We start from the raw sequence: 16,186 nt of genomic DNA, 5'->3' as shown, positions 1-16,186 counted from the left end.
AACATCGCCAATTTCAAGGACTTAGCTTTCGTCACTAAAGAGATCGCCACCGTGCATGTCGATCATATCTAGGGCTTTACCGCCCCCACGGGCTACGCAGGTTAGCGGCTCTTCGGCCACAATGACAGGTACGCCTGTGGCTTGGGAAAGGAGGACATCGAGGTTTTGCAAGAGTGCGCCACCGCCTGTCAGCACCATGCCACGCTCAAAAATATCCGCAGCCAGCTCTGGCGGGCATTGCTCTAAAACGCCCTTAACCGCTTCAACAATGCCACTTAAAGGCTGTTCAATGGCTTCTAAAACGTGTTTTGAATTAAGCTCAAAGGTACGCGGCGCCCCTTCTGCCAAGTTATGGCCATGCACTTCAATAGCTTTAATTTCATCATTTTCCTTGATGCAGGCCGTGGCAATTTCTTTCTTAATCCGTTCTGCCGTGGTTTCACCGATAGCAGAACCAAAATGGCGGCGGACATAGGCTACAATGGCTTCATCTAGTTTATCGCCACCAATGCGGACAGAGGCTGAATGCACAATGCCGTTAAGGGATAAGACAGCCACTTCTGTTGTACCACCGCCGATGTCAATCACCATAGAGCCTGTCGCTTCATGCACTGGCAAGCCTGCACCAATGGCAGCAGCCATTGGCTCTTCAATCAAATAAACCTCACGGGCGCCTGCACCGATGGCCGATTCTTTAATGGCCTTGCGTTCAACCTGAGTTGCCCCTGCTGGCACACAAACCAAAACCCGTGGGCTTGGGCGCATAAAATTGCCACTGTGCACCTGTTTGATAAAGTGCTGGAGCATTTTTTCTGTCACAAAGAAGTTGGCAATCACGCCATCTTTCATGGGGCGAATGGCTTCAATGCTTTTTGGGGTACGGCCTAGCATGAGTTTGGCATCATTGCCCACGGCTGCAATACTTTTGGCCCCGATTCGGTCTTGACGTACTGCCACCACTGATGGCTCATCAAGGATGATGCCCTGGCCTTTTACATAGATAAGGGTATTGGCTGTGCCAAGGTCGATAGAAAGGTCGTTTGAGAAAAGTCCTCGAAATTTTTTAAACATATTGTGAAATCCGTTGAATATAAAAATCAGCCCGCCATTAACCGCAGATTAAGGCGAAAAATCCTGCTAAATATAACAAAAAACCCCTTGTTAATTCAATGAAATAATCTGCCTTCAGCAAAATTTAGGCCTTTGGCCTATATAGAGACAAAAAAATAGGCGGTTAATTCCGCCTATTTTGCCTTAAAGGGTTTTGAGCAAGCTCTTGAGGTAGGTTTTAAAATCCTTTCCGCACTTATTATGATGCAGGCTATATTCGACAAAGGCTTCCATATAGCCTAATTTATCGCCACAGTCGAAGGTTTTGCCCGTCATCCTAAAGGCTTCCACGGTTTCTTTCGCCAAGAGCATATCAATGGCATCGGTTAATTGGATTTCATCACCCACACCCACAGGGGTTTTGGCTAAGAGATCCCAAATGGCCGCAGAGAAGACATAACGCCCGACCACCGCATAATTAGACGGTGCTTCTTCCACGCTTGGTTTTTCCACCAATTTCACAACGGGCGTACTAAGGCCAGCTTCTAAGTCCACGCCTGCACAGTCAGCAATCCCATAGCTGCTGACATTTTCTTGAGGGACAGGTGCCACCATAATTTGGCTGTTGCCTGTTTCCTTAAAGCGCTTGATCATGGCTGCCAAGTTTTCTCGGCTTTGATCAGCCGAAAAATCAGCCAAGAGCACATCGGGTAAAACCACCGCAAAAGGCTCATTACCCACCAAGGCACGGCCACATAAAACCGCATGGCCTAGGCCCTTGGCCTGGCCTTGACGGACGTGCATAATGGTCACATCTTTTGGCACAATGGAACGGACTTCATCCAATAACTGACGTTTTACCCGTTTTTCCAGCATGGTTTCCAACTCAAAAGAGGTATCAAAGTGGTTTTCGATGGCATTCTTGGATGAGTGCGTCACCAAAACAATTTCCTTGATGCCTGCCGCCACACATTCATTGACGATATACTGAATCAGCGGTTTATCTGCAATGGTCAGCATTTCTTTTGGAATGGCCTTGGTTGCAGGCAACATACGGGTACCAAGCCCCGCAACAGGAATGATCACTTTCATAAAATATCCTTAAAGATGCCGCTTGCACATCCTGCAAGCGGTTTGTTTGGGTTGAAAATTTACAAATTACACAAAACAGTAGCGAGGCCTGTTTGCCCCTAGTCTAAAAATCAGTTTTGATTATTGGACTCAGCCTCTGATGCCTTGATGCGCTGGTAGATTTCCTCACGGTGGACAGCCACTTCTTTGGGGGCTTTCACCCCAAGTTTTACCTGATTGCCTCGCACGCTTAGCACGGTAATTTCGACTTCATCCCCGATCAGTAAACTCTCTCCAATCTTGCGTGTTAAAATTAACATAGTTGCCTCCTAGTTTTCTCTATAATAACAACTTCCTATATTATAGAACTGAGTAAAGCAACTCCTATGCTTCGCTCTTCATTGATTAAAGTTTTGCTTGAATCCAATTCGTCGCAAGGGCAAGTGCCTCTTCGATATGCTCTGGCTGTGTCCCCCCAGCCATGGCCATATCTGCACGGCCGCCCCCTTTGCCGCCAACCGCTTGAGCCATCTGCCCAACCAATTGTCCCGCATTGATTTTGTCGGTGATATCTTGCGATACCCCAACCACTAAATTAACCTTGCCATCCAACTCTGAGGCAAAGACAATCACGGCTGTGCCCAGTTGATTTTTCAGATCATCGACCATGGTTCTCAAGGCCTTGGTTTCCACGCCTGAAAGTTTCTCAACAACCAAGTTCACACCATTGACTTGTTTTGCAGATTTTGCCAATTCTGTCCCCGCTTGTGCGGCAAACTTATCCTTGAGCTGTTGCAATTCTTTCTCGGTGCGTTTGGCCTTGTCTTGTAGTTGTTGGATTTTTTCAACTAGGCTATTGCTGTCTGCCTTGAGCAGCTCTGCACCCTGTTGAATCACTTTTTGTTGGTGGTGTAACCAGTCAAGAGCATTTTCACCTGTTAAGGCTTCCACACGGCGAACGCCTGCGGCCACGGCCCCTTCAGAGACCAATTTGAATAAACCAATCTGGCCGGTTTGCCCAACGTGTGTCCCGCCACATAACTCGACAGAAAACTCACTCATGCCCACCACACGGACCTTATCGCCATACTTCTCGCCAAAGAGAGCCATGGCTCCTTTTTGTTTGGCAGCCTCTAAATCCATAACATCCGTAGTTACGGTAATATTTTCACGGATCTTACGGTTAATAATACGCTCAATTTCTTCTAATTGCGACTTGCTAATGGCTTCTGGCTGAGAAAAATCGAAACGAAGCAGGTTTTCATTAACCAAAGAGCCTTTTTGGGCCACATGATCACCTAAAACCTGACGTAGGGCCGAATGTAATAGGTGGGTAGCTGAGTGATTAAGGGTAATGGCCTGACGGCGGGCTTCATTAATCTGACAAGCAACTTTATCACCCAATTGGAGAGTCCCTGAACGAAGCTGACCAATATGACCGAAAACCGATCCATATTTTTGAGTATCGTTTACAGCGAAGAAACTGCAATCTTCTTTTGAAATTAGGCCGCTATCACCGACTTGCCCCCCTGATTCACCATAGAATGGCGTTTTGTCTAAGATAACCACCGCATTTTCGCCTGATTGAATGCTGTCCACAGCCTTGCCATTACTAAAGAGGGCAAGCACTTTAGCACCCTCAAGCGCTGTTTCGGTATAGCCTAGAAACTCGGTTGAGCCTTCAACCTTGATCACATTGTTGTAGTCTGTGCCAAAGTTACTGCTGGCCTTGGCCCGCTCACGTTGGGCCTGCATTTCAGCCTCAAAGCCGGCTTCATCAATGGTGATTTCACGTTCACGACAAACATCGGCTGTTAAATCTAGCGGGAAGCCGAAGGTGTCGTACAGTCTAAAGGCAACTTGGCCTGAAAGCTGTTTGTTTTCTACCTTAGCCAAGGCCTCTTCCAATAGGGCCAAGCCACGCTCAAGGGTGCGGGCAAACTGCTCTTCTTCAGCCTTGAGAGTTTTCTCAATATGTTCTTGTTTTTGGCTAATAATTTGGCCAGCCTGACCCATTACCTGGGCAAGCACAGGCACTAATTTATAGAAGAAGGCTTCTTTAGCACCTAAAATGTTACCGTGGCGAACAGCTCGGCGGATAATGCGGCGTAATACATAACCACGGCCTTCGTTAGACGGCACAACCCCGTCAGCAATCAAGTAAGAACAGGCACGGATGTGGTCGGCCACCACACGCAGGGATTTATTGTCTAAATCGCTCACGCCTAACAAATCTGCTACGGCCTTAATCAGGGTTTGGAAAATATCAATTTCGTAGTTGGAATTAACATGCTGAAGCACGGCGGTCATCCGCTCAAGCCCCATTCCAGTATCAACCGATGGCTTTGGTAATTTTTCCATGGCGCCATCGGCCTGACGGTTGAATTGCATGAAAACGATGTTCCAGACTTCGATATAACGGTCGCCATCCTCTTCAGGTGTACCCGGCAGGCCACCCCAGTGGCTTTCGCCATGATCGTAGAAGATCTCAGTACACGGCCCACAAGGCCCTGTATCGCCCATGGCCCAGAAGTTATCTGAGGCATAAGGCGCGCCCTTATTGTCGCCAATACGAATAATGTGATCGGCTGGTACACCGACTTCCTTGTGCCAAATATCATAGGCCTCATCATCGGTTTCATAGACGGTAACGTAAAGTTTTTCTTTCGGCAGGCCCAGCCATTGTGGCGAGGTTAAAAATTCCCAGCCGAAACGAATGGCATCGTGCTTGAAATAATCGCCAAAGCTGAAATTACCCATCATTTCAAAGAAGGTATGGTGGCGGGCGGTATAACCTACATTTTCTAAATCATTATGTTTGCCACCAGCTCGCACACAGCGTTGGGCTGTGGTAGCACGGGTGTAAGGGCGTTTTTCTAGGCCCAAGAATACATCTTTAAACTGGTTCATGCCTGCATTGGTAAAAAGCAGGGTTGGGTCGTTCTCCGGCACAAGGGAGCTACTTTCCACCACCGTATGGCCGTGGCTTTTAAAAAAGTCTAAAAAAGATTGTCTGATGTCAGAAGTTGTTTTCATTTTTCGTACTCTAAATAGGGATAAAGACAAAATACATCATATTCTTGCATACTTTAGGTTTTTTATAAAACATTCATGCTGATTTTTCATGCAAAAACCTGACTATTTCCCTATCTTTTACAAAAATAAACCGCTTGTCGTCCAACAAGCGGTTTGTTTTCGGGATTTATTTGCAATTTTTTGATTAAAATGCCCCGCTTGTTATTCATCAGCCAGCGGCACAACCAACATATCAACAGATACCGTATTCAAGACTTGTCGAGTGGAAGAGACAAACTTGCTCCAGAAGTCTTGGTGGTGGCCAGTAATCAAGAGATCAACCTGGTAATTATCCACCGCTTCTTGTAGGACTTGGCTGAAATCGCCCGTGCCATTGAGTTTTTCTGTCAGCGGATAATCAATTTTACCTGCCAATTCATTCAAGGCCTCTAGGGTTTCATTGCTGACTGAGTCTTGTACAGAAGACATATTAATATCAATCAGGCCAGTATAGAGATCGGAAAAATTCACATCCACATGAATGACCGACAATTTGGCCCCGCACTGTTTGGCCAAACTCTCGCCCTTACGTAATAAGATCAGACTTTCTTCGGAAAGATCAACGGCAACTAAAATATGTTTGTACATAATGAACTCCTTATGGTGGTCTGTTATGGCTTTATCCTAACATATTCATTTTCAAAAAAACTTGGACTAGATCACACTTTTGAAAATTGGTGGGAAATATTTAAGGCCTATTGATGTTTCAAGCATAAAAATCAACCTATTTATGCCTAGCACGGCAGAGCCGTACTAGGTTACGCATCTTCAGCCCCTTTGGGGCTGGGGAATAAGGGGTAATATAAACTTGCTTGTTTTATATATTTAAAGCATCAAGACGCCCTATCAATATCACGACCATAGAGTGCAAAAAAGCCACGAAATCGTGGCTTTTTGTGATGATATTTATTTATTTGGTTGCGTGCTATGGCGCTGTAATTCGTGGCTTTGTAACAGCTCGTTGATACGCTGTTGCTGATACTCCAACTGCTCTTTGGTAGGCTGTTGAGGGTTAGCAATTTGGTAGCTGACCTGTTGAACCGTGTTGGTAAAGGGCAGGGTTTGCAAAACAGGCTGCTCAACTTGGGCCACTTCGCTGCTGCTGTTAGCATTGTAGAGATTAACACCTACGACAGCCATCAAGCAGACAGAAGCTGCGATCCCTGCTTGCAGGAGTGGGGTGCTCCAGCCTTTTAATTTGAGCAGGAGACCTTTTTTCGGCGCTTGGGTTTCTGAACCCATTTGTTCTTGTTCAATCAAGGCTTCCATTTTGGCACTGAAATCCAGGCCTAAAAGCTGCTCTTCGCCCCGCATGACACTGCGAATGGTGTGGTAGCTGGCCCAGGTTTTTTGTAACTCAGGACTTTTTACCAAGGTATCAACGAAATGACCCTCGGCTGGGTTGCCATCCATATAGGCCGATAGGGTTTCTTTCTCTTGCATAATTTACTCCAATCTACTTGAATTCTGCACAATTTCTAAACTAATGCTGTTGCATTAGCGGGTTTACTTTTGCATCAATGGCTTCTCGAGCACGGAAAATACGGGAACGTACTGTTCCAACTGGGCATTGCATGACCTCGGCGATTTCCTCATAACTTAAACCTTCTATCTCCCGCAGGGTGATGGCGGTTTTCAATTCGTCTGGCAAATTTTCGATGGTATCAAATACAATGCGTTTAAGCTCATCAGAAAGCACTAGGTTTTCAGGCGTGTCGGTGTCACGCAACTGACTGCCGCTATCGTAGCTTTCTGCATCTTCGGCCAAAATATCTTCTTTGGGCGGGCGACGGCCTAAGGAAGTTAAATGATTCTTTGCGGTGTTTACCGCAATGCGGTAAAGCCAAGTATAAAAAGCACTTTCACCCCGGAAACTGTCTAAGGAGCGATAGGCCTTGATAAAAGATTCTTGCACAATATCGGGGATGTCATCCCGTGAAACATAGCGAGTTAGCAAGCCTGCTACTCGGTTTTGATAACGTACCACCAGTAAATTAAATGCTTTTTTATCACCTTTTTGCGTACGTTCAACTAATTCCTGATCGGTGATTTGCTCACTCATCTATCGGCATTCTCCTAAACTTCGCTGCCTTCTTTATTTTTCTTGTTTCTAGATCACTTACGTTGGGTTAGTGGCTTAGATTTAAAAAAAGTTCATTCAAGCGGGGGAAATTCTTTAAAAATTTGCAAAAGTATTGTGTTTGCTGAAAAAATCAACGTGTAGATTGATTGTACACTCATGTAGCACTTGCACAAAACGGTTGCTGAGCCTGTCGAAGCATAAGTTTTGTGCCACACGACACTGAAAGACTTATGGTTCGACAAGCTCACCAACCGTCTTTCAGTTCTATGAGCATAGCGACATAATCCAAAAAATAAAGCACTTTGACAGGAATCAAAGTGCTTTATCATTTCTTTTTATGCTAAGAATTAAGCACGTTTAAAGTCTAAGTGCACTAATTTTGGTTTGGTTGGGTGGCGTTGGATGGCTTGAACCTTCACTTTCTCTTCTTTACCGCCAACAACAATCGTTAAAACTTCAGCATAGAACGCATCGTGAACTTGGGCGTTGTTTACTTTGTTGTGGTCTAAAACGATTGATAAAGGCGCTTCTGAACCACCGTAGATGATGGCAGGCACTTGATCATTGTGACGCAGGCGGCGGCTCGCACCCTTACCTTGCGTTAAACGTACTTCAGCTTCAAATGTAAATGACATTTTTTTTATTCTCTAATAAAAGGTTTAAATTAAATAGCAGGCGACCCAGCTATTCCCTATAAATAACTCGACCGACTTGAACAGTCGGTCGAGGGGCATTTTAATCCAAATCGCTTAAAAAATAAAGCCTTTTCTATTTTTCAAGGTAGAAATCTTTAATGCGGTAGTTGTCTTGGGCGCTCTTGCCTTCATAGCCCTTGAGTTTCGGGTTCTTAATAAAGAGGCCAGCATAGTGGTAAAGAGCAACAAATGGGTGGTGGCTGTCTAGCTCAGCTTCTGCTTGGGCATAGATTTCTGCCCGCTCGTCCTCGGTTTTGGCTTCATAGGATTGAGCAATTAAAGCATCAAATTTCTCGCTCTTAAAGCCTGAGGTATTTTGCTCACTGTTAGACAAGAAGTAGGTCAAGAAGGTGCTGGCTTCGTTGTAGTCGGCACTCCAGGCAGAGAAAATGATCTCGTAGTTGCCTTGTTTTTTCATGTCTAAGAAGGTTTTCCACTCTTGGTTTTTGAGGCTGATATTAACCATGCCATCAAGGTTGGTTTTCCACATAGAACCCACTGCAATGGCGATGGTTTTTAAGCCATCGTTGGTGTTATAGAGCAATTCTGCCTTGAGTGGATTTTGCTTGCTAAAGCCTGCTTCCCGCAAGAGTTTCTTGGCTTCTTCATTACGCTCCTGCTGAGTCCATTTAGCATATTCAGGCTGTTGGATTTTTTCGCCTGCGCCGATGTAGTCAGGGGTAAAGGTAAAGGTTGGTTTTTGACCAAAGCCCAGCACCTTATGAGCAATCACATCCCGATCTACCCCTAAATCCAAGGCCTTACGCACCCGAACATCGTCTAGTGGAGCCTTATTCATATTGAATTTATAGATAAAGGTGCCTAATTTCTGGAACTTGTGGATCTGCGAGCCATATTCTTGCTGGAATTTTGCATCCTTGTAGAGGGGTTGTGGCATCATCGCAACGTCTAGGTCTCCTGAACGGAAGCGGTTAATGCCTGCACTTTCACCCAGCACAACAAAGGTGGCCTTATCAATCACGGTTTCCTTATCATTCCAGTACTGGTCGTTACGCACTAGCTCTAATTTTTCGTTAATCACTCGGTTGCTGATTTTATAAGCACCATTGCCGATAAACTTATCTGCGGCCGTCCAGTTATCGCCATATTTTTCTACAGAAGCACGATGAACCGGCATAAGTGAGGAGTGTTGGGTTAGCTCCACCGCATAAGGCACAGAGGCCTCAAGAGTCAGTTGCAGGGTGTGATCATCCAGGGCTTTAACGCCTAAACTTTCCTTAGGTGCTTGGCCTGCTACAACTTTGGCCGCATTTTCTAGCTGCATAAAGTTCAAATAAGAGGCATAAGGGGAGGCAGTTGCAGGATCAACCAAGCGCTGCCAGGCAAAAACGAAGTCTTGAGCAGTGACAGGATCGCCGTTTGACCACTTGGCATCTTGACGCAGGTGGAAGGTCCATTCTTTAAAATCAGGCGAACTTTCCCAGCGCTCTGCCACGCCTGGAATGATATTATCGGCCTCATCGGTAATCACCAAGCCCTCCGATAATTGGCGCAGGACACGGGATTCCGGCACGCCTGACGCCTTTTGCGGGTCAAGCGTACTCACTTCCGCTGTCGTTTGCAGGGCAATTTCTTGTTTGGCAGCCAGCTCAACACCCGCTGGCACCTTGGCCGCAAAAGCTTGGTGGGAAAAGGCCACAAGGCTGCCTAGGAGGGAAAGGGTAAAGAGTTTTTTTAGTTGTTTTTGCGCTTGCATGGGGTTTAACCTCTGATTTTGGGGAAATAAACGGGGCGTAAATTACCCTAATCACCTTTTTTTAACAAGCCATTTACTTTCAAAAACGTGATCTCTTTCACAAAATAAAGATTTAGTTTGAAGCCAAATCAGATTTTCTGCCCCTTATGCCTGCCTTACCTCATTTGGCCATTAACAAGCCAGCCAAGAAATGCTACTCTTGCTTGCAAATTTTTTCACTTTTTCAACCGCTTGTGGGGACTTATGGAATTAGGTTTTGACGTATTAGCACTCTTATTTATTGCGGCCACAGTCGCAGGTTTTATTGACTCCATCGCAGGTGGGGGCGGACTGATTACCATCCCTGCCCTCTTGGCTGCTGGCCTGCCGCCTGCTGTAGCTCTGGGCACCAACAAGCTCCAGGCCTGTGGCGGATCTTTTTCGGCCTCCCTCTATTTCATTCGCCAAAAGGCCGTTAATTTACGTCAGATTAGCCTATTGATTTTATTGACCTTTTTAGGGGCAAGTGCAGGTACAATACTGGTGCAAATGTTAGATGTGGATCAGCTCAAGGTTATCCTGCCCTTCTTAGTCCTCATCATTGCCCTTTATTTCCTCTTTAGCCCCAGCATTGGCGAGGAAGATCGTAAGCAGCGTATCAGCTTTCCGCTTTTCGCCTTTACAGCGGCCCTAGGCATTGGCTTTTATGATGGGCTCTTTGGCCCTGCCACAGGATCTTTTTTCACCCTGGCCTTTGTGCTTTTGCTGGGCTTTAACCTGCCTAAAGCTGTTGCCCATGCCAAGGTCTTGAATTTTACCTCCAACCTGGCCTCCCTGATTTTCTTTATGCTGGGCGGGGCAATTTTATGGAAGGTGGGCTTGATTATGATGATCGGCCAGTTTATTGGCGGAGCCATGGGGGCTAGAATGGTGGTGACCAAGGGCAAACAACTTATTCGCCCTATGATCGTGACCATTTCCCTGGTGATGGTGGGCAAGATGTTGTGGGATCAGGGCTATTTTTCGTTTTTAGGATAGGTATTTAGAGAGATATGAACCAAGCAAAACGTGTCGAAATCTTAAGTCGCTTACGGGACAACAACCCCCACCCCACCACGGAACTCAATTTCAGCTCCCCCTTTGAGCTGTTAATTGCCGTAATCTTATCTGCCCAGGCCACCGACAAGGGCGTGAATAAGGCCACAGATAAGCTCTTCCCTGTGGCCAATACCCCCGAAGCCATTTTGGCCCTGGGCGTAGATGGGCTTAAGGAATACATCAAGACCATCGGGCTTTTCAACAGCAAGGCAGAAAACATTATCAAAACCTGTCGGGACTTAATTGAAAAACATAATAGCCAAGTGCCTGAATCCCGAGAAGCCCTAGAAGCCTTGGCTGGCGTAGGGCGAAAAACGGCCAATGTGGTACTTAACACGGCCTTTGGCCACCCCACTATTGCAGTCGATACCCATATCTTTCGGGTAGCCAACCGCACCAACTTTGCCCCAGGTAAGGATGTGGTGAAGGTAGAGGAAAAATTGCTAAAAGTCGTGCCTGCCGAATTTAAGGTGGATGTCCACCACTGGCTTATTCTCCACGGCCGTTATACCTGCATCGCCCGCAAGCCTCGCTGTGGTTCTTGTTTGATTGAAGATTTGTGTGAGTATAAGGAAAAGACGGAGATTTGAGGTTTGTAGGGGCAAATCACATTTGCCCCAATCTACTATAGATAGCGCCAGCGTCCTCGCTGGTGCTCATCACTCTTAAAAAATAAGGCACCTGCCTGGAGGCTGGCGCCATCAGTGAGGTGCCGAAGGCGGAGGGAGATTTTTAAATCACCCGCCCATACTGGCCCAAAAACTCCCGCTGTTTCAGCCTGGTTTCTGCACAAAACTGCGGATTAAGTTTGGTGGGTTTGGAGTGGTTTAAACGGGTAAATTGTTTTTCAAAATATTCTCTTGCCTGGGTATTACGCTGAATATTGTCAAAGGCCGTCTCCCCAATTTCCTGCTTTAACAATTCATCGCTATAAGTATGCAAAAAAGCCGTTTCATTGATAGGCAAGGACTCATAAAAAGCATGAACCTGGTTATTCATCTGTTGGATCTGCGGATAGAGGCATTGTTCAGCCTGGTTGGCTGCCACAATATAGGCCTGCATTTGCTTGTCCGAAATGGTTTGAAAGGTTGGCTGGGAGCCAGAACAGGCGGCCAAAGCGGCAGCAGAAAAAAGCACTAAAGATGATTTAAACATCAAAAAAATTCCTAAAAATAAAGAAGGCAAAAACTGGCGGATTATAGCCTAGTTTTTGCCTTAATCAAAATCTGGCTTAGTCCTTAAGCCACTTATTACTGATCGTACCAGCCACCATGGCGCCATTCACATTCAAGGCCGTTCTGCCCATATCAATGAGCGGCTCAATGGAAATCAGCAAGCCCACCAAGGCCAGCGGCAAGTTGAGGCTAGACAAGACCACAATAGCTGCAAAGGTTGCCCCGCCGCCCACGCCAGCAATCCCAAAGGAAGAGATAGCCACCACCAAAATCAGAGTGGCAATATATTGCAAGCTAAACGGATCCACCCCCACGGTTGGCGCCACCATCACCGCCAACATGGCCGGGTAAATCCCCGCACAGCCGTTCTGGCCAATAGTTGCCCCAAAGGTGGCGGAAAAGTTGGCAATCACGCTGTTGTTGCCCAATTTATTAGTCTGGGTTTCAATGTTGAGTGGGAGAGTGGCCGCACTGGATCGAGAGGTAAAGGCAAAACTCAGGGTTGGCCAAACCTTTTTGTAGTAATCAAGCGGGTTGATTTTGGCCAAAAATAGCAAAATCCCATGCACGATAAACATCAAGATAATGGCTGCATAAGAAGCCACAATAAAGCCGCCCAGATTGACAATATCTGCCCAGGCCGATGTAGCTGCCATCTTAATCATAAGGGCAAAAACGCCGTAAGGGGTCAGGCGAATGACAAAACGCACCAAACGCATAATAAGCTTGTTGAGGGTGTCCACGCCTTGGCTAATACGCTCGCCCAAGGCCTGGTCTTCACGGCCTAAACTCAAGGCCGCCAAGCCCAAGAGGGCGGAAAAGATCACCGTGCTGATAATGGAGGTTGGGTTGGCTCCAGTCAGTTCCGCAAAAGGGTTTCTTGGAATAAAGGACAGAAGCATGGCCGGCACACTTAGGTTGCTAACCGTATCTACCCTGCCCTCTACACGGGCTTGAGCCGCCAATTCACGCTCGCCAGCCACCAGGCCTTCGGCCGAGAGGTCAAAGAGATATACCATGGCAATACCGATGGCCGCAGAAATGGCCGTGGTGACCAGCAGCACGGACAGCACGCTAAAGCTGATCTTGCCCAAGGAAGAGGCCTGGTTAAGGCGGGTAATGGCCGATAAAATAGAAATAAAGACCAGCGGCATCACGATCATTTGCAGCAAACGCACATAGCCATTGCCGATGAGGTTTACCCAATCCAAGGTGCCGTTAATCACATCCTTATTGTAAAAAATCTGCAAAATGGCCCCGCTTGCAAGCCCCAAAAGGAGGGCGATAAAGACGGTTTGGCCCAGTTTTTGACTGCTGCGATAGAGCTTGGCCAAGAGCACAAGCCCCAAGGCGAAGACTGCTAAGTTTAGTAAAATCATATTGTTCCCTAAGTAAGTAAAAATTGTGCCTATGCTAAAACGATCACTTTTAAGGGCAAAGATCCTTTTTCTGTATCTTATAACCAAAAGTTATTTAGAATGATACCCAAAGGAATATTTGCAGAAAAATAGGGATTTTGCACCGCTTGATGAAGCACTTGGTAAACGTGCCTAAAGGTGGTTAAGGTATTGAGATATTGGATAAAATGGCCAAAAAGTTTATGGAGTGACAAGCTCCCCAATCGCCTTTCAGCCTATTTATAGGAGGGAAAATTAGCGTTTTCCGCCAAACGAAGTGTTTAAACTGCTGTTATTACTAAACTCAACAAGGCCAGCGGCTTCTTCAGCATTTTTTCCAAATAAGGCCCCTTTATAAGTTCCACTGTCATTAAGCAATACACTAGCTTTTCCTGAAAACTCTGCACCCGATAGGTTGGTTTTATGTAAGGTAATATCCCGTCTGCCTTCAGCAAGGGTATAATCAATACTGCCCTCAATAGTTTTATTATCAAAATCCACATCTAAACGTGTTTTACCACCATTGGCAACATTTCCAGTCCAGCCACTAATCCAGTAGCTATCACCAAAATAAGTTGCTGATCCTCGAGGTAAAATTTCCGTTTTTGTACCTTGATAACGCAATTCATGTAAGGATTTATCATCCTTTTGCCAAGCTCCATAGAAAGAAGCATTATTGTTTTGTCCAACAAAAATGCCTTCTTGTGTCTTGCCGCCGATCTGCCCTTTGTCACTTAATTCTAAGTTGATTTTTTCGCCATCAGGGGTTTGAGCCGTGCCAGCTCCACCACCTCCGCCACATGCGGCGAGAGCCAACACTAGAGTTGCAAGTGATAAATGTTTGATGTTTTTCATAAAAAGACCTCATTTAGTCATTGGTTGAGTATTTACTCAAATTTACAACATGACAACAATCATTGCAAGCGTAAAAATAAGAAAAATATCGTTCATTGAGTAAATATTTGAGGAAGATCAATGAGCAGATTTGTCGCTGCCGAAGTCGATTTGGCAATAGGTAAACGGATACAGCAACGCCGCAAAGAAGTTGGGCTAAGTGCAGAAAATTTAGCAGAGCAAATCGGGGTATCACAACAGCAGTTCTCACGCTATGAACGTGGTGCAACCAAAATCAACGTTGCCCATTTGGTTAATATAGCCGTTATACTTGACACTCCCATCAGCTGGTTTTTTGCTGATAGCCAAGCAAACGGCCTTACCTTTAGTGATGAACGCACCTATGTCCCCGTCAGAAGCGATGCTCTAAAAATGCGTTTGGATTACCATTGGTCGCAACTCTCTACCGAACAAAAACGCAGTTTTATCAACTTTTTAGATGCAATGGCCAAAAGCCATCTACAAAAGTAATGCCTTAAAACTAGGCTTACAGTATAATTCCTCCTCAAAAGGAGTTCTTCTATGCAAAAAACCAAAATCGTGCTGGCCACGGGCAATCAAGATAAGGTTAAGGAAATGGCGGATATTCTGTCAGGCTTTGGCTTTGAAGTCCTGCCGCAAACCCAGTTCAACCTGCCCTCTGTTGAGGAAACCGGCCTAACCTTTGTGGAAAATGCCCTCTTAAAGGCTCGTTTTGCAGCCAAGATGACTGACCTGCCGGCCATTGCTGATGATTCTGGCCTGTGTGTGGACGCCTTAAATGGCGAACCCGGCCTCTATTCCGCCCGCTATGCAGGAGAGGAGCATAATTACCGTGCTAACTGTGAACAGGTACTGGCCAAGCTGGCCGACACGCCTGATGAAGCCCGCACGGCCAAATTTGTGACCTGCCTAGTCTTCCTGCGTCACGAACTTGACCCCAACCCCATTATTGCTCTGGGCGAATACCAAGGCCAGATCTTACGGGAATTTCGGGGCGAAAACGGCTTTGGTTACGACCCGATTTTCTTCTCCTTTGAAGAAAACTGCACCTTTGCCCAGTTGGAATCAGCCCGCAAGAAGCAGATTTCCCATCGCGCCCGCGCCCTACAATCCCTTAAACAACAACTCGGAGTTTCATTATGATTATTACCACCACCCCAAGCATTGAGGGCAAGCAAATCGTGGAATACAAGGGCCTGGTCTTTGGCGAGGTCGTTTCAGGTGCCAACTTTATTCGGGATTTTATTGCCAGCATTACCGATGTGATCGGCGGCCGTTCGGGCGTTTATGAAAGCAAGCTCAACCACTCCCGCAAAAATGCCCTCAAGGAACTGGAAAAGGAAGCCCAAAAGGTCGGCGCCAATGCCGTGGTGGGCGTGTCGATGGAATACCAATCCATGGGCGGCGATAAGGGTATGTTTATTGTGGTGGCAACCGGCACGGCCGTTGTGGTGCGTTAATGTTGCAAAAAAAGGCCGAAAATGCCCCGCTTGCAGAAGGCTTCTGGCAGACCAAATCGCTCCTAGAGATGAATGAAGCCGAATGGGAGGCCCTCTGCGATGGCTGCGGCAAATGCTGCTACCGCAAATACATCCAAGGCCGCGGCCGGCGGGAGCGGCTCTACTACACCCGTGTGGCCTGCAACCTCTTGGATGTAGAAACAGGACGTTGCACCAACTATGCCAACCGCTTTAAACTGGAAAGCAACTGCACCAAGCTGACCAAAAAGAACCTGCCCGATTTCGGCTGGCTGCCCCAAACCTGTGCCTACCGCCTGCTTTATGAGGGCAAGCCCCTCTTTGACTGGCACCCGCTAATTTCTAAAGATCCTCATTCGGTTCAAAAGGCCAATATTCTGATCAAACACGGTGTACATGAGAAAGATGTGATTGACTGGTTTGAGCTGGTGATTGATGAGGTTTAGTGCCTAAATTGTAAATTTTTCTTTCTCCCTCTTGCAAAGCCTGCCT

Annotated in this window: 18 protein-coding genes; 6 read left to right on the top strand and 12 right to left on the bottom strand. The window is 46.4% G+C overall.

Going from position 1 to position 16,186, the window contains the following annotated elements; translation table 11 throughout:
- Positions 1-21 precede the first annotated feature (21 nt).
- From A4G20_05995 to A4G20_05955, 9 genes are all read right to left on the bottom strand, one after another.
- Positions 22-1,071, bottom strand: coding sequence for a rod shape-determining protein (locus tag A4G20_05995; GenBank protein QIW15914.1), 1,050 nt, complete (start codon positions 1,069-1,071; stop codon positions 22-24).
- A 183-nt stretch (positions 1,072-1,254) separates the two neighbouring features.
- Positions 1,255-2,142, bottom strand: coding sequence for a UTP--glucose-1-phosphate uridylyltransferase (locus A4G20_05990; protein QIW15913.1), 888 nt, complete (start codon positions 2,140-2,142; stop codon positions 1,255-1,257).
- 110 nt (positions 2,143-2,252) lie between these two features.
- Entirely contained in the window at positions 2,253-2,441 is a 189-nt protein-coding gene (locus tag A4G20_05985) for a carbon storage regulator (GenBank protein QIW15912.1), read from the bottom strand.
- Positions 2,442-2,526: 85 nt separating this feature from the next.
- Positions 2,527-5,157, bottom strand: coding sequence for an alanine--tRNA ligase (locus A4G20_05980; GenBank protein ID QIW15911.1), 2,631 nt, complete (start codon positions 5,155-5,157; stop codon positions 2,527-2,529).
- Positions 5,158-5,358: 201 nt separating this feature from the next.
- On the bottom strand, positions 5,359-5,787 hold the full coding sequence (locus A4G20_05975) for a universal stress protein (protein ID QIW15910.1): 429 nt from the start codon (positions 5,785-5,787) through the stop codon (positions 5,359-5,361).
- Between the two features lie 315 nt (positions 5,788-6,102).
- Complete coding sequence (locus A4G20_05970; protein ID QIW15909.1) at positions 6,103-6,639, bottom strand: transcriptional regulator; 537 nt, start codon at positions 6,637-6,639, stop codon at positions 6,103-6,105.
- Positions 6,640-6,679: 40 nt separating this feature from the next.
- Positions 6,680-7,258 carry an RNA polymerase sigma factor RpoE gene (locus A4G20_05965; GenBank protein QIW15908.1) on the bottom strand — a complete coding sequence of 193 codons (579 nt, stop codon included), beginning with the start codon at positions 7,256-7,258 and terminating at the stop codon, positions 6,680-6,682.
- A gap of 368 nt (positions 7,259-7,626) precedes the next feature.
- Positions 7,627-7,914: a 50S ribosomal protein L25 gene (locus A4G20_05960; protein QIW15907.1), complete on the bottom strand. Its 288-nt coding sequence runs from the start codon at positions 7,912-7,914 to the stop codon at positions 7,627-7,629.
- A gap of 133 nt (positions 7,915-8,047) precedes the next feature.
- Positions 8,048-9,691 (bottom strand): oligopeptide ABC transporter substrate-binding protein OppA, encoded by a 1,644-nt coding sequence (locus A4G20_05955; protein QIW15906.1) that lies wholly within the window; start codon positions 9,689-9,691, stop codon positions 8,048-8,050.
- A 243-nt stretch (positions 9,692-9,934) separates the two neighbouring features.
- Here A4G20_05955 and A4G20_05950 point away from each other — a divergent pair, with 243 nt between their 5' ends.
- Together A4G20_05950 and A4G20_05945 are read left to right on the top strand one after the other, a co-directional pair.
- The gene (locus A4G20_05950) at positions 9,935-10,708 is read left to right on the top strand and encodes a hypothetical protein (protein ID QIW15905.1); all 774 of its coding nucleotides are present in this window, start codon (positions 9,935-9,937) and stop codon (positions 10,706-10,708) included.
- A gap of 14 nt (positions 10,709-10,722) precedes the next feature.
- A complete protein-coding gene (locus tag A4G20_05945) occupies positions 10,723-11,358 on the top strand; it encodes an endonuclease III (GenBank protein ID QIW15904.1) in 636 nt (211 codons plus the stop codon).
- 142 nt (positions 11,359-11,500) lie between these two features.
- On the opposite strand, the gene A4G20_05940 is transcribed toward A4G20_05945, so the two are convergent.
- The 3 genes from A4G20_05940 to A4G20_05930 form a co-directional block, all read right to left on the bottom strand.
- Positions 11,501-11,923, bottom strand: a complete 423-nt coding sequence (locus A4G20_05940; GenBank protein ID QIW15903.1) for a hypothetical protein — start codon at positions 11,921-11,923, stop codon at positions 11,501-11,503.
- 76 nt (positions 11,924-11,999) lie between these two features.
- The gene (locus A4G20_05935) at positions 12,000-13,322 is read right to left on the bottom strand and encodes an L-cystine transporter tcyP (GenBank protein QIW15902.1); all 1,323 of its coding nucleotides are present in this window, start codon (positions 13,320-13,322) and stop codon (positions 12,000-12,002) included.
- A 273-nt stretch (positions 13,323-13,595) separates the two neighbouring features.
- Positions 13,596-14,195 (bottom strand): hypothetical protein, encoded by a 600-nt coding sequence (locus A4G20_05930; protein QIW15901.1) that lies wholly within the window; start codon positions 14,193-14,195, stop codon positions 13,596-13,598.
- Positions 14,196-14,315: 120 nt separating this feature from the next.
- Between A4G20_05930 and A4G20_05925 the strand changes: the two genes are divergently transcribed.
- Genes A4G20_05925 through A4G20_05910 form a run of 4 tightly spaced genes read left to right on the top strand, consistent with a single transcriptional unit; the run spans position 14,316 to position 16,140 of the window.
- Positions 14,316-14,705, top strand: coding sequence for a transcriptional regulator (locus A4G20_05925; protein QIW15900.1), 390 nt, complete (start codon positions 14,316-14,318; stop codon positions 14,703-14,705).
- 51 nt (positions 14,706-14,756) lie between these two features.
- Entirely contained in the window at positions 14,757-15,359 is a 603-nt protein-coding gene (locus tag A4G20_05920) for a non-canonical purine NTP pyrophosphatase, RdgB/HAM1 family (GenBank protein QIW15899.1), read from the top strand.
- Positions 15,356-15,676: a hypothetical protein gene (locus A4G20_05915; protein ID QIW15898.1), complete on the top strand. Its 321-nt coding sequence runs from the start codon at positions 15,356-15,358 to the stop codon at positions 15,674-15,676. Before A4G20_05920 ends, A4G20_05915 begins: the two co-directional genes overlap by 4 nt.
- Positions 15,676-16,140: a hypothetical protein gene (locus tag A4G20_05910; GenBank protein QIW15897.1), complete on the top strand. Its 465-nt coding sequence runs from the start codon at positions 15,676-15,678 to the stop codon at positions 16,138-16,140. Before A4G20_05915 ends, A4G20_05910 begins: the two co-directional genes overlap by 1 nt.
- Positions 16,141-16,186: the final 46 nt, after the last annotated feature.

The sequence above is a fragment of the Pasteurellaceae bacterium RH1A genome, from assembly GCA_012221805.1.
Classification (GTDB): domain Bacteria; phylum Pseudomonadota; class Gammaproteobacteria; order Enterobacterales; family Pasteurellaceae; genus RH1A.
This window is presented reverse-complemented; position numbering and strand designations above follow the sequence as displayed.